This window comes from Xanthomonas chitinilytica (assembly GCF_026107455.2).
Lineage (GTDB): Bacteria > Pseudomonadota > Gammaproteobacteria > Xanthomonadales > Xanthomonadaceae > Stenotrophomonas > Stenotrophomonas chitinilytica.
In genome coordinates, this window is the sequence record NZ_JAPCHY010000002.1 from 112,817 (window position 1) to 126,878 (window position 14,062).

Annotated in this window: 10 protein-coding genes and 1 riboswitch; of the genes, 4 read left to right on the forward strand and 6 right to left on the reverse strand. The window is 71.6% G+C overall.

From position 1 onward, the window contains the following. Positions 1–149: 149 nt before the first annotated feature. Positions 150–2,642: an alpha/beta hydrolase family protein gene (locus OK345_RS02655; RefSeq protein ID WP_265126360.1), complete on the reverse strand. Its 2,493-nt coding sequence runs from the start codon at positions 2,640–2,642 to the stop codon at positions 150–152. Positions 2,643–2,785: 143 nt separating this feature from the next. After that, a riboswitch (S-adenosyl-L-homocysteine riboswitch) is annotated at positions 2,786–2,898 on the forward strand. 32 nt (positions 2,899–2,930) lie between these two features. Between OK345_RS02655 and ahcY the strand changes: the two genes are divergently transcribed. The 4 genes from ahcY to OK345_RS02675 all read left to right on the forward strand — a co-directional run bounded on the left by ahcY (position 2,931) and on the right by OK345_RS02675 (position 6,375). Continuing rightward, entirely contained in the window at positions 2,931–4,376 is a 1,446-nt protein-coding gene (gene ahcY / locus OK345_RS02660; protein WP_265126361.1) for an adenosylhomocysteinase, read from the forward strand. A 118-nt stretch (positions 4,377–4,494) separates the two neighbouring features. Next, positions 4,495–5,073 carry a hypothetical protein gene (locus tag OK345_RS02665; RefSeq protein WP_265126362.1) on the forward strand — a complete coding sequence of 193 codons (579 nt, stop codon included), beginning with the start codon at positions 4,495–4,497 and terminating at the stop codon, positions 5,071–5,073. Positions 5,074–5,410: 337 nt separating this feature from the next. Further along, positions 5,411–5,884 carry a Cys-tRNA(Pro) deacylase gene (gene ybaK / locus OK345_RS02670; protein WP_265126363.1) on the forward strand — a complete coding sequence of 158 codons (474 nt, stop codon included), beginning with the start codon at positions 5,411–5,413 and terminating at the stop codon, positions 5,882–5,884. Further along, positions 5,884–6,375 carry a hypothetical protein gene (locus OK345_RS02675; protein ID WP_265126364.1) on the forward strand — a complete coding sequence of 164 codons (492 nt, stop codon included), beginning with the start codon at positions 5,884–5,886 and terminating at the stop codon, positions 6,373–6,375. The genes ybaK and OK345_RS02675 overlap by 1 nt, the downstream gene beginning before the upstream one ends. 171 nt (positions 6,376–6,546) lie before the next feature. On the opposite strand, the gene OK345_RS02680 is transcribed toward OK345_RS02675, so the two are convergent. The 5 genes from OK345_RS02680 to OK345_RS02700 are packed head-to-tail and all read right to left on the reverse strand — an operon-like array spanning position 6,547 to position 13,953. Further along, positions 6,547–7,725 carry a VWA domain-containing protein gene (locus OK345_RS02680; RefSeq protein ID WP_265126365.1) on the reverse strand — a complete coding sequence of 393 codons (1,179 nt, stop codon included), beginning with the start codon at positions 7,723–7,725 and terminating at the stop codon, positions 6,547–6,549. Next, on the reverse strand, positions 7,713–10,019 hold the full coding sequence (locus tag OK345_RS02685) for a DUF5682 family protein (RefSeq protein ID WP_265126366.1): 2,307 nt from the start codon (positions 10,017–10,019) through the stop codon (positions 7,713–7,715). Before OK345_RS02685 ends, OK345_RS02680 begins: the two co-directional genes overlap by 13 nt. Before the next feature lie 10 nt (positions 10,020–10,029). Beyond that, the gene (locus OK345_RS02690; protein WP_265126367.1) at positions 10,030–11,106 is read right to left on the reverse strand and encodes an ATP-binding protein; all 1,077 of its coding nucleotides are present in this window, start codon (positions 11,104–11,106) and stop codon (positions 10,030–10,032) included. Further along, positions 11,103–12,560 (reverse strand): DUF5691 domain-containing protein, encoded by a 1,458-nt coding sequence (locus OK345_RS02695; protein ID WP_265126368.1) that lies wholly within the window; start codon positions 12,558–12,560, stop codon positions 11,103–11,105. The genes OK345_RS02690 and OK345_RS02695 overlap by 4 nt, the downstream gene beginning before the upstream one ends. Next, complete coding sequence (locus tag OK345_RS02700) at positions 12,553–13,953, reverse strand: SWIM zinc finger family protein (RefSeq protein WP_265126369.1); 1,401 nt, start codon at positions 13,951–13,953, stop codon at positions 12,553–12,555. The genes OK345_RS02695 and OK345_RS02700 overlap by 8 nt, the downstream gene beginning before the upstream one ends. Between the last annotated feature and the right edge of the window lie 109 nt (positions 13,954–14,062).

Consider the following 14,062-nt stretch of genomic DNA (forward strand, 5'->3'; position numbering starts at 1 on the left):
CAACCAGTGCTCGACCGCTGGTCGGGGATTGGCGCGCATCATCGACAGGTTCGACATGGACCGGGGGCAAAGTGCCGACCAACGATCGGCACTCGCCCAGGACAGCCTCGTTGCTCCGGACCCGCCCTGCCAGCTGCCGACACCACACGTCAGCGGCGCTTGCCGTCCTTCGTCGGGGCGACAAGCCAGCGGTCCAGCCACTCCTCGCTTTCGGCCAGCATGGTCATGATCGACTCGCGTGCGCGGTAGCCGTGCGATTCGTTCGGCAGCATCACCAACCGCGAGGTGCCACCCAGACCCTTGACCGCGGCGAACATGCGCTCGCTCTGGATCGGGAAGGTGCCGGAGTTGTTGTCGTCCTCGCCGTGGATGAACAGGATCGGGTCCTTGATACGGTCGGCGTAGTTGAACGGCGACATCTTCTGGTAGGTATCCTGCGCCTGCCAGTAGTTGCGTTCCTCGGCCTGGAAGCCGAACGGCGTGAGCGTGCGGTTGTAGGCGCCGCTGCGGGCGATACCAGCCTTGAACAGGCGCGTGTGCGCCAGCAGGTTGGCGGTCATGAACGCACCGTAGGAATGCCCGCCCACGGCGATGCGCTCGCGGTCGCCGACACCACGCCGCACCACTTCATCCACCGCCGCCTGCGCGCTGGCCACCAGTTGCTGCACATAGGTGTCATTCGGCTCGGTGTCGCCCTCGCCGATGATCGGCATGGTCGGGTTGTTGAGCACCACGTAGCCCTTGGCCAGGAACGCCTGCGGCCCCCAGTAGCTGATCGCGTTGAAGCGGTGCGGCGAGCCGGTCACCTGGCTGGCGTCGTCGGCGGACTTGAACTCGGCCGGGTAGGCCCACATCAGCACCGGGCGCGGGCCGTCCTTCTTCGGATCGTAGCCGGGCGGCAACAGCAGATCGGCAGTGAGTTCGACGCCATCGTCGCGCTTATAGCGGATCTGTTCCTTCTTCACCCCGCGCAGTTGCGGCAACGGGTGCGCGAAACGGGTCAGGTCCACCGCCCCGGCATCGGCGGACAGGCCACGCGCGAACAGGTTGGCCGGCACGTCGTTGGATTCGCGATAGGTGAGGATGCGTGCGTCCTCGCCCTCGATGATCGACAGCGGCACCTCGTAGTACGGCGCCTGCGAGTGGAACAGGCGCTCGCTGTCGCCGCTGGCCAGGTCAACGCGGTCGAGGAACGGACGGTCGCCTTCCGGCGAGGCGCCATCGCCGATGCGATAGAAGCTGTTGCCGTCTGCGCTGAACTGCAACCGCGCGCGACCAGCATCATCCGGTTGCAACAGCGGCTCGCCGGGGTCGCCGTAGCGGTCGTCCTCCGAACGTGCGTACAGCAATGCCGGTGCCTGCTCCGGGTGGTCCGGGGCGATCTTCCACTGCTTCACCTGGCGGCTCTTCCACCAGTATTCGTCCAGCAGCGCCACGTCGCCACGGCCCCAGGTGATGCCGGCATAGCGCGAACCCAATTGCGCCAGCGTCACCGGCGGCCTGTCGAACGGCGCGGCCTGCACCAGCACGGCATCGCGCACCGCCGCCTCTCGCGCCGGGTCGCCACCGTCCTGCGCCTCGGCCCACACCAGCGTGGCCGGCGCATCGGCACGCCAACCGATCGAACGCACGCCGGTCGGCACCGCGTCGTTGCCGGTGGGCAGGCCATCGACCAGCGGCAGCTTCGCCACCGTGTGCGCCACCCGGCCCTGCGCATCCAGCACCTCGATGCGGCGCGGGAAGCGGTTGACCGGCACCGCGTAGGAGAACGGCCGCTCCACCCGCTGGCTGAGCAGGTATTTGCCATCGGGCGAAGGCGACAAGCCCAGGTACAGGCCCGGCGTGCCGACCGGGGTGGTCTGGCCGTTGATCACCAGCCGCAGCGGCTGCGCCTGCAGGTAGTACTCCAGCAAGCGGGCGTCGTCCTCATTCTTCAGCAGATCCTGGTAGGTGCGTACCGAGCGCACGCCCTGCCCTGCCACGGTTTCCTGCACTGCCGGCCCGGTGGGAATGCCATCGCCGTGGGGCGGCTCGCCCTGCGCGGTCGGGCGCTGCATCACCAGCAGCGCATCGCTGCCCGGCAACCACACATAGCCGTTGCCGACGATGCTGTTCAAGCGCTCGGCAACGCGGCGCGCGCTGCCGGCAGCCACGTCCACCAGCCATAGCTCGTTGCTGCCGTTGGCCGGGTCGAGCTGGTTGAAGGCCAGGTACCTCTGGTCCGACGACCACGCCAGCGAGGCCACCGACAGCGGCTGCGGCAGGCCGCTGATCTGGCGCTCGGCGCCGTCCACGGTGGAAATCAACCACAGCTTGCTGCCGAAGGAAAAGCGGCTGTCGGAGAACGTCTTCGGATTGATGCGCAGCCCGGCCAGCTTCAGCTCTGGCTGCGCCACCTGGGCGATGGACGGCAGCGCCGGGGTCTGCACCATCGCCGCCAGGTCACGTTTTGGCGACAGGAACAGGGCCGGCGCCCGCGGCGCATCCACCACCGCCTGCAGTTCCGCCGACGGCAGCCGGTAGCCCGCCGCGGCGGACGCCGGAGCCGGGGCCGGGGCCTGCGCCCAGGCCGCGGCCGGTGCCAGCAGCAGGCCGGCGCACAATACGGCCAGCGGCCGCCAGCGGGCCTTGCGCCCGCCCATCCTCGCTATCGTCATCGTCATCCCACCCCGTGTCATGTCAGCCCGGGACCATAGCAGCCCGGTGCCATGCGGGCCCTCTGCCGTTGGTTGGGTCGCGGCCCGGTTCATCCCGGAAGCGGCCGCGGCGATATAATCGCGGTCCCTCCGCCGAGGGGCGCTGCGACCATGGATGCGAATCCGCTCGCGAAGCCGGCACCGCCGCTTCGCCATGGCCAGGCTCGGCGGAAGGTCCACGCAACAACGGCGCCCGGCGAACGCGAGTCACCTCGCCATAGACCGGAGCATTGCATGAACGCTGTAGCCAAGACCTTCTCGACCGAAGGCGATTACAAGGTCGCCGACATCTCGCTGGCCGACTGGGGCCGCAAGGAAATCGACATCGCCGAGCACGAGATGCCGGGCCTGATGTCGATCCGCCGCAAGTACGCCGCGCAGCAGCCGCTCAAGGGCGTGCGCGTGACCGGCTCGCTGCACATGACCATCCAGACCGCGGTGCTGATCGAAACGCTCAAGGACATCGGCGGCGACGTGCGCTGGGCCTCGTGCAACATCTTCTCGACCCAGGACCAGGCCGCCGCCGCCATCGCCGCCACCGGCACCCCGGTGTTCGCGTGGAAGGGCGAGACCCTGGAGGAATACTGGGACTGCACGCTGGAAGCGCTGACCTTCAAGGCGGCCGACGGCACCCTGCTCGGCCCGCAGCTGGTGGTGGACGACGGCGGCGACGTCACCCTGCTGATCCACAAGGGTTACGAGCTGGAGAACGGCAGCGACTGGGTGAACAGCGCCTCGTCCTCGCACGAGGAACAGGTGATCAAGAACCTGCTCAAGCGCGTCGCCACCGAACGCCCGGGCTACTGGACCCGCGTGGTCAAGGACTGGAAGGGCGTGTCCGAGGAGACCACCACCGGCGTGCACCGCCTGTACCAGCTGGCCGAGGCCGGCACCCTGCTGATCCCGGCGATCAACGTCAACGACTCGGTCACCAAGAGCAAGTTCGACAACCTGTATGGCTGCCGCGAGTCGCTGGCCGACGGCCTCAAGCGCGCGATGGACGTGATGCTGGCCGGCAAGGTCGCCGTGGTCTGCGGCTACGGCGACGTCGGCAAGGGCTCGGCGCATTCGCTGCGCGCCTACGGCGCGCGCGTGATCGTCACCGAGATCGACCCGATCTGCGCGCTGCAGGCGGCGATGGAAGGCTTCGAGGTCAACACCCTCGAATCCACCCTGGGCCGCGGCGACATCTACGTCACCACCACCGGCAACAAGGACATCATCCGCATCGAGCACCTGAGCGCGATGAAGGACCAGGCCATCGTCTGCAACATCGGCCACTTCGACAACGAGATCCAGGTCGACGCGCTGGTCAACTATCCGGGCGTGCAGAAGATCAACATCAAGCCGCAGGTGGACAAGTTCGTGTTCCCGAACGGCAATGCGATCTTCCTGCTGGCCGAAGGCCGCCTGGTGAACCTGGGCTGCGCCACCGGCCACCCGAGCTTCGTCATGTCCAACAGCTTCGCCAACCAGACCTTGGCGCAGATCGACCTGTGGCAGAACAAGGACGTGTACGCCAACGACGTGTACCGCCTGCCGAAGAAGCTGGACGAGGAGGTGGCGCGCCTGCACCTGGAGAAGATCGGCGTGAAGCTGACCACCCTGACCCAGGAACAGGCCGACTACCTCGGCGTGCCGGTGGACGGTCCGTTCAAGCCGGAGCACTACCGCTACTGACCGTTGCCGGCCCCGGTCCCGCGGCTGCGCTGCCGTCGCGGGACCCGGGTCGCGGCCACGGCCTCCCGCCCGTGCGGCTGCGCGGGCCACGACTTCCCACCGCGCAAGGAACGCCCGCATGTTCGGCATTTTCAGGAAGAAGACTCCCGGCACGATCACCCTGACCCTCAACGCGCGCCTGCAGCCGATGCACCGCGCCGAGCTGGAGGACGCCTTCGAGCAGATCGCCGGGGAAGAGAAGCTCGCTGCGCGCGTGGTCGGCGGCGGCACCGCGCTGTCGCCGGAAGGCGAAGTCGAGAACTGCGACATCGAGATCGAACTGGACGACTGCACGCGCGCGGCGGCCGAGCGGATCGCCGGCATCTTCGCCGCCATGCTGGCGCCGAAGGGGTCGTCCCTGTACGTGCCGGGCGAGGCCGGGCGCATCCCGTTCGGCACGCACGAGGGGCTGGCCCTCTATCTCAACGGCACCGACCTGCCCGACGAGGTCTACGCCTCGTGCGACTCCAACCACGTGTACGACGAGTGCATCCGCCTGCTGGACGGCGTGGGCATGGTCAACAGCCACTGGCAGGGCCCGACCGAGACCGCGCTGTACATGTACGGCCGCAGCTACGACGACATGCAGGCCAGGCTCGCCGGCTTCCTCGCCGACTACCCGCTGTGCCGCGACTGCCGCGTGGTCCGCATCGCCTGAGCGGCGGCATCCGCCGGCGCGGAGCCACTGCCGGCCGCGCGTGTGGATCTCCGCCCGTCCGATGGACGTCCTGCACGGCGCCCGCCGTCGTTCCGGAGCAGCTTCGATTCGACTGCCTGCAGCCCTGCGCGGAAGCGACGGACGTGGAGTCTCCTGCACGCATCCGGCTCGAGAACGCCGCAGATGCCGCGCGACGGCTTGCGCGTCAGCAGGACGGCCTTCCGCCCGCCATCGCACCGCCGCGGTTTCCCGGCGGTGCCGTGCAGAGACGAGCCTGGAACCAACATGGCGGAGTCGCGGCCAAGGCAAACCGGGAACCGCGCGCTACGATGCCGCCATGACGCCCGCCATCGCCCTGCTCAAGCGCGAGAAGACCGCCCACAGCGTGCGCAGCTATGCGCACGAGCGCGACGCCGACTCCTACGGCGACGAGGCCGTGCGCAAGTTGGGGCTGGACCCGGCACAGGTGTTCAAGACCCTGCTGGCCAGCACCGACGCGCACGAGCTGCTGGTGGCGATCGTGCCGGTGGCCGGCCAGCTGGACCTGAAGGCGCTGGCCGAGGCCGCCGGCTGCAAGAAATGCGGGATGGCCGCCGTCGACGCCGCGCAACGCGCCACCGGCTACCTGGCCGGCGGCATCAGCCCGCTGGCGCAGAAGAAGAAGCTGCGCACCTTCCTCGACGCCAGCGCGCAGGCGCTGCCGACGATCCACGTCAGCGCCGGCCGCCGCGGACTGGAGGTGGAGCTGGCACCGGCCGATCTGCTGCAGCTGACCGCCGGCCGTTACGCCGCCATCGGAAAGGCGCGCTGATGCGCTGGCCGTGGTCCGCATCGCCGCCGCGGCTGGACGACCCGCAGGCCGAGGCGCTGCTGCAGGCGTTGACGTCGCGCGATGCGCGGCGCATCCAGGCTGCCGCCAGCCAGGTCGCGCGGCTGCATGCGGCCGGCGCGCTGGATGCGCTGGCGCCGCACGCGGAGACGATCGGCAAGGCCTGCGCAGGCATCGAGCTGGACGGCGCACTGATCGGCAACCAGGTGCATCTGGCATTCGCGCTGCGCCGGCTGCGCTACTGGCGCGATCGCACCGGCTGCCTGTGCGCGCTGTATCCGGGGTATGTGTTCTTCGACCCGCGATGCCTGATCGAGCAGGGCCAGGTGCGGCTGCTGGAACGGGGTGAAGCCGAAGACGGCTGGGGCGAGCGGCATCGTGTCGCCTGCAGCGCCTGCGGCCAGGCGTGGGACGCCACCGACCGCGAATACCACTATCCGTGGTGGGAATGGCGGCCGCTGCCGGCGGCGTGAAACCCGTCCGCGATCCCCCGCGCCTGCACCGGCAATGGAGCGGGAAATGCCGCGCCAGGCGGCCTCGCCCGCCATCCCTTCCGTCGTCGGCCGTTGCTTGCACCCGTTGGACGCACCGTTTGCTCGTCCCCACTCACGCTGTCGCGCAGCGGCGACGCAGCGCGCCCGGCGTCAGCCGCCGCGGATGGCCTTGATGTCGTTGTCCGCGGCCCAGGCCAGGATGTCCTCGCGGCGCAGCGCGCAGGCCATCAGGTCGGGGAACTGGTCGGGGGTGCAGGCGAACACCGGCGCGCCCAGCGCGGCGAAGGCCTCGGCCATCCGCGCATCGTAGGCCGGGCGGCCGTCGTCGCTCAGCGCCAGCAGCACGATCAGGTTCACCCCCAGCCGCACCAGCGCGGCGGCGCGCGCCAGCAGTTCCTCGCCGTTGCCGCCTTCGTACAGGTCGGAGATCAGCACCAGGTGGGTCTTCTGCGGCTGCTGGATCTGCCGCTCGCAATAGGCCACGGCCTGGTTGATGTCGGTGCCGCCGCCCAGTTGCACGCCGAACAGCACCTGCACCGGGTCGGCCAGTTCCCCGGTGAGGTCGACGATGGCGGTGTCGAAGCACACCAGCCGCGTCTTCACCACCGGCAGCGAGGCCATCACCGCGGCGAAGATCGAGGCATAGACCACCGAGCTGGCCATCGAGCCGGACTGGTCCACGCACAGGATCACCTCGTCCAGATCCACCAGCCGGCGCTGGTGGCGCATGAAGCCGACCAGCCGCTCGGGCACGACGCTGCGGTACTCGGGCTGGTAGTGGCGCAGGTTGGCGCGCAGGGTACGCGGCCAGTCGATGTCGGCCGGGCGCGGGCGCGAGGTGCGGCGGGCGCGGTTGACCGCGCCGCGGATGGCCTCGGCGGTGCGCTGCTCCAGCCGCGCGATCAGCGCGGCCACCACCTTGGCGATGACCATGCGCGCGGTTTCCAGGGTCTTTTCCGGCATCACCGAGCGCAGCGCGACCAGGTCGGCCACCAGATGCACGTCGGCCTCCAGCGTGGCCAGGAACTCCGGTTGCAGCAGCATCTGCCGCAGGCCCAGCCGCTCCAGCGCGTCGCGCTGCACCACCCGCACCACCGAGGCCGGGAAGAACGCGCGGATGTCGCCCAGCCAGCGCGACACCCGCGGCGCCGAGCCGGCCAGCGAGCCGCGGCCCTTGCCGCCGGCGCCTTGCCCGGGAGCGTCGTACAGCGCGGACAGCGCCGCGTTGAGGCGGCGGTCGTCGGCGCTCAGGGCGGTTTCGTCGTCCTGGCCGAGCACCAGCCGCCAGCGGCGTTCCTGCTCGCGCCGGTCCGGGGTCATGTCGGCCATGCGGGGGGGTCTCCGGTGAGCAGCGCGCCCAGCCGCGCGGCGTGGGCGTTCCATGCGTCGAGGTGGCGAAGGTCGAGCGCGAGCGTGTCGGCCGGCCCGGCCTGCGGCGACAGCACGCGTTCGAGCAGGTGCCGGCGCTCGTTGCCGTCCAGCGCCGACAGTACCCGTCGCAGCAGCGGCAGTTGCTGCTGGAAGGTCTCGGCCGGCAGCGCGGCCAGCCATGCGTCCACGCCGGCCAGCAGTTCGCGCTGGTGCAGCAGCTGCGCGGCCGCGCCGAGGAAGAAGCCTTCGAAGAACTGCGCCGCGTCGGCGCTGTCCTCGCCCGGCGAGAACATGCGCAGCATCAGCGCCTGGGTCTGGGCGACGTCGCGGCGCTCGGCCTCCAGCAGCAGGCGCGCGGCCAGCCCGGCCACGCGCCGGTGGGTGGGCGCGGCTTCGACCAGCGCATCGAGCGCCTGCCACCACGCCTGCGCGGCGGCCTCGTCCAGCTCGGCGATCGACAACGAGGCGGCCCAGCCGGCGATGGCCTCGCACAGCGCCGCGGCCTGCTCGGCGTCGAGGTTGCGCGAGGCGTAGGGCAGCGCCAGGGTGGCCTGCACCAGCAGGCGCTCGACCAGCCCGGCGACCTGCCCCAGTTCGATCCGGCGCGCGCTGCCGTAGCGCCGCAGCGACACCAGCGGCGGCAGCGTCGCCAGCATCTCCACGCATTCCTGCGCCTGCGCCGCGACCTCGGCCAGGCGCCGGATGCCGGCCTCCACCGCCCGCGGCAGCTGCGCCTCCAGGCAGGTGTTGACCAGCGCGGTCAGCGCCGACATGCGGCCCTCGCCCTGCATCCGGGCGATGGCGCGGTTGCCGGCGGCCTGTTCGATGGTGGTGCCGTGCACCAGGTTCTCGACCAGCGCGACGGCGAACTCCGGCTCCCAGCGCAGCGTCCAGCGCTCGCGGAAGGTGCCGCGGCTGCCGCCGGCATCGCCCTGCACGCCCCATGGCACGTCGAGCAGCCGCAGCCGGTGCAGCAGCTGCGAGCGGGCGTTGCCGGCGTCGCTGCGCAGATCCAGCGCCAATTCGCGTTCCAGCGCCTCGGGCTTGAGCCGGGTGGCCTTCTGCTGGCGTTGCAGGTCTTCCAGCAGCGGCATCAGCGGCGTGTCCGGCGGGATGCTGCCGACGTCGCCGCCCAGCAGCAGTTCGCGTTCGTGCTGCTGCCAGACCAGCGGCTCGCCGCCGCACAGGCAGGCGATCACCGCGTCGCGCATTTCCTCGTAGCCCGGTGCCGGCCGCGCGCGCAGCCGCGCCAGCGCGCCGGCCAGGCGCACGGTCTCGATCACCGAGGCCGGCGAGGCCGGGGCGCCGCCCGCGCGGAAGACGTGCGCCACCTGCACCAGCCAGTGCGACAGCGCTGCCTCGTCGCCGCCGTGGCGCCACAGGTGGGCGTACCAGCGCGGCGCGTCCACGCCGGCGCCGTAGCCGCTGGCGGTGGACAGGCGCGGCAGCGTCCACGGCACCCAGGTGCTGCGCACGGCGGTCTTGGGCAGGCCGCGCAGCAGCGCCTTGTCGTCGGCCTGCTTCGTCTTCGCGCGCAGCGCCGGGACGTGCCAGGCGCCGCAGACCACGGCCACCGCACCGTCCCCGGCCTCGCGCGCGGCCTGGGCGATGGACAGGCGCATGTGCGCCTCGCGCCGGCGCTCGCGCAGGCCCGGTTCCGCCGCGCTCTCGCGCAGCGCCTGCATCATGTCGGCCACCGCGGCGAAGGTTTCCGCCGGCGCGTCGTGGCCCGATTCCACCCAGTCGTGCCACCACGACTCGCCGTCGTCGTAGCCGGCCAGCCGCGCCAGTTCGCCGATGGGATCGTGGGCGAACGCGGGGGCGTGCTCTTCCCGTTCGTCGTCGCCTTCGGCATCGGCTTGCGCATCCTCCGGCGCTTGGTCCGCATCGTCCGCTTCGGCGGCCTGCGCATCGCGCGCGGCCTTGCGCGCGGCCAGTTCCAGCCCGGCCGGCAGGTCGATGAAGCGCACCGGCAGCTGCCGCCGCAGCGCCCAGACGATGGCCTGGTATTCCGGCGAGAACTCGGCGAACGGGTGGAACACCGCCAGTTCCGGATCGTCGGCGGCATGGTTCAGCAGCGCCACCGGCGGCACCATCGCAGGGTCCGCCAGCGCCGGCAGCAACGCGCCGGCGTCGGCCGGGCCTTCGACCAGCAGCATCGCCGGCTGCAGCGCTTCCAGCGCCTGCAGCAGGCGCCGCGCCGAGCCGGGGCCGTGGTGGCGGATGCCGAAGTAGTGGACCGTGGCGCTCATCGACCGCCGGTCACAGCACGTCGAGCATGGCGCGGTAGTAGTCGCCGAAACCGCTGCGCTTCTTCAGCACGGTTTCCAGGTATTCCTCCAGCACGGTCTTGTCCTGCACCGGGTCCTTGACGATGGCGCCGATCAGGTTGCCGCCCAGGTCGGGGGCGGCCAGCCTGCCGTCGCCGAAGAAGTGGCACTGGCTCATGCCGCCGACCATCACCGCGATGGCCTCGGCGGTGGAAAGATTGCCCGACGGCGTCTTCAGCGTGACCTTGCCGTCCTCGGTGCGGCCGCTGCGCAGCTCGCGGAAGATCGCCACCACCCGCGCCACCTCCTCGGCAGCGTTGGCCGGCACCGGCAGGTCGAGTGCGCGGCCCATGTCCTGCACGCGCTGGTGCACGATCGCCACTTCCTCCTCCAGCGTGTCCGGCAGCGGCAGCACCACCACGTTGAAGCGGCGCTTGAGCGCGGCGGACAGGTCGTTGACGCCCTTGTCGCGGTTGTTGGCGGTGGCGATGACGTTGAAGCCGCGGCGGGCGTGGACGATGTCGTCCAGTTCCGGGATCGGCATCATCCGCTCGGACAGCACGGTGATCAGCGTGTCCTGCACGTCCGAGCCCATGCGGGTGAGTTCCTCCAGCCGGCACAGGGTGCCGGCCTCCATCGCGCGCAGCAGCGGCGTGGGCACCAGCGCCTGCCGGCTGGGGCCGTGCGCCAGCAGCTGCGCGTAGTTCCAGCCGTAGCGCACCTGGTTCTCGTCGGTGCCGGCGGTGCACTGGATCACCCGGGTCGAGTCGCCGGAAATGGCCGCGGCCAGGTGCTCGGACACCCACGACTTGGCGGTGCCCGGCACGCCCAGCAGCAGCAGCGCGCGGTCGGTGGCCAGCGTCGCCACCGCCGCCTCGATCAGCCGGCGGTTGCCGACGTACTTGGGGATGACGACGGTGCCGTCCGGCGCGGTGCCGCCCATCAGGTAGGTGACCACCGCGCGCGGGGACAGCTGCCAGTTCGGCGGCCGCACGCCCTCCACCGCGGCCAGGGCCTGGAGTTCGTGTGCGTACTGCTGTTCGGCGGTGCTGCGTTGGTTCTCGCTCATGGGTGCGGTTCTTCGGAAGGAGAAGGGGGAAGCGTGCGTGCGTTCAGGCGCAGCGGATCCAGCGCCGGTTCGGCGGCGCGCGCGCCGTCGGCGTCCAGCAGGGCCAGGCAGGCACGGGCGCAGTCGCCGGGGACGAGGCAGGCCAATGCCAACAGTTCGTCGGCCAGGCCGTCCAGCGCTGCCGCCTCCAGCACGACCACCTGCCTGTGCAGCTCGCGCCATGGCCGGCTGGCCAGCAGCTGTCCGGGTTCCAGTGCCGGCAACGGCCCGCCGGCCAGATCCAGCAGGGCGTCGAACGTGGTCAGGCAGGTGTCGGCGGCGGGCAGGCCGCGCAGTGCCAGCGCCCGCCGCTGCGCGTCGTCGAGCCGCTGGTACAGCGGCGGCAGCGACCAGACCGCCTCCGTCGCCGGCGCGAACAGCAGCTTCTCCAGCCACGCCTGCACCACCGGCAGCGGCGCGCTGCGGGCGACGCAGGCCAGCAGCCCGTGGGCCTCGTCGTCCTTGCGCCAGCGCCAGTGCTCCACCAGTTCCAGCGACGGCACGCCCAGCGCGGTGGCGATCTGTTCCCACGTCGCCTGCGCCAGCAGTTCCTCGCGCTGGCGACGCTGGGCGGCGTTCTTCAACGGCGCGAACCCGGCCTCGGTGCGACGGCGCAGCAACCCGCTCCTGCCCAGTTCGAACCACTGCGGCAGCTCGGCCAGCAACGCGGCCTCGGCCGGAGCGTCGGCGCCCAGCCGCGCGCGCAGTTGCGCCGCGCGCTGGCGCACCTTCTCCGAGCGGTCGTTGTGCAGGGCCTCCAGCGCCGGCAGGTCGTCGGCCTGCAGCCGCTCGGCCAGCACCTCCAGCAGCGCCAGCCGCTGCGGCGCGGGCAGCGCGGCGGCATGGGCGGCGAATGCCTCGCGCCCCTGCGCCGGATCCTGCGCGCGCAGCGCCTGCAGGTGGCGGCGCTGTTCGCCGGGAGTCATCAGCGACCAGTCGTCGTCGGCCGGGACGGTGGCGTCGGGCGTGGCAGCGCGGGCCTGGCGCTCGTACCACGCGCGCCAGGCGTCGTAGCAACCGGGCAGATCGACGTCGGCGGGAAAGTGGCGGGCCGATACGTCGAAGGGGTGCAGCATGCGCCGGCGCGCGGCCAGCATCCGCATCAGCGCGGCGACCTGTTCGGCGCGCAGGCGCGGCAGCAGCCGGCGCGACAGCGTGCGTTCGGGCGCCTCCAGCGTCGCCAACGGCAAGGCGGGGAACGCGGCGGCCGGCGACAGGTTCGCGGGCGCCGCCGGCAACATCAGGAACTGCTGGCATTGCCCGCCCATCGCCAGCAGCGCGAGGCGACGGGCATCGTCGGCCTCGGGCAGCGACCAGTCCGCGGGAATGTCCGTCGCCGGCAGCGGACGGTTGCCGCCGGCGTACCAGCGCGCCTGCAGCCGTGCCAGCTGCGCGGAAAGCGTGGTCTCAGCCATGGAAGTACACCTCGCCCAGTGCGGTCTCCAGCATCAGCAAGGTGGCCTGCCAGCCGTTCCAGACGGCGACCGCCGACGAGGCGCGCAGGCCGCGCCAAGCGGCCACCTCGTCCAGCGTCGCCAGCGGCAGCGGTGCGGCACCGCCTTCCGGCAGCCACCAGTCGCCGCCTTCGGCATCGCGCGCGACCTGTCCGCTTCCCAGCACCAGCGGCGTGCGCTGCGCCCAGGGAACCTGGGCCAGATGATGGCGGTGCGGACGCAGCAGGTCGTCGCCGGGCGCCGGCGTTGCGGCCCCCTCCCCGCTCGCGGCCGCGGCGGTGGCGGCGGTGTTGAGCGCGCCGCGCAACGGATGGCGGCCGGGATGGAAGCTCACGGTCATGTCCAGCCGCTGGCCGGCCTCGAAGGCGGCGCTGCGGCGGCCGGCGCTGGCCGGGAAGAAATCCTGCAACAGCGCGAAGCGGCCGCCGTCGTGGCCGTGCCGCAGCCAGGTGGACTGGCCGACCATGCCGTCGCGGCGGGTCTCCACCTCGGTGCCGAGCACACGCCAGGGACCGGCGACGTGGCGGGTGCCGGCATCGGCGAGGATGGCCTCGCGCGTGGGCGCCTGCACCACGCCGGCGCGGGCGTCGGCATCGTCCGGCTCCGCGCGCCAGGCCTGGGCCAGCAGGTGCAGTTGGCCCAGCTCGTGCTGCGCCGCCGGCAGGCGCAGGCGCGCCGGCAGCGCCAGCAGCCGCGAAGGCATCTCGTCCAGCCGCGAGGCCAGCGTCGGTGCCTTGGCGTCCACCAGCCGCGAGGCGATGCGGCGGCAGCGTGCGGGGGCTTCCTCGACGAAGACCGCCAGGCCCGACTGCAGCTGGTCCAGCAGCCACTGCTGCAGGTCGTCCAGCCCCTGCGCGATCGCCGCATCGGTCTGCACCTTGCGCTTGGCCGCGGCGGCGGCGTTGCGCTGGCGCGCGGCGGCATCGTCCACCGCCGCCACTTCGCCCTCGGCTTCGCCGGCGACTTTCGCAAGGCTGGCGCGCGGCGCGGTGGCGGCCTCGTCCTGCGGCGCATTGCCGCGGCGGCGGCGCCGGCCCTGCCATTCGTCGACCCATTCGGCGGGCGTGCCGGCGACGAAGCGCTCGGGCGTTTCCACGTACAGCCACATCAGCGCCAGGCTGTGCTTGCACGGGAACTTGCGCGACGGGCAGGTGCATTTGTAGCCGTGGTCGTCGATGTCGACGATCACCCGGTAGGGGTTGGCGCCGGAGCCCTGGCACTCGGCCCAGGCGGTCTGGCTGCGTTCGTCGAAGGACAGGCTCAACCACTGCGAAGGCTTGCGCAGCTTGCCTGCCGCGGCCAATGCTCCCTGGTCAGGCGCCAGCGCCTCGATCACCTGCAATGACAGCGCCAACGTCCGCTTCCTTTCGACCCGATCCAGAGTGTGGCTGATTCTAGGTGCTTCGCTTGGCCGGTGGAAAGCGACCCGGAGCCAACCGGATCACCCGCAGGAGCGAGCGTGC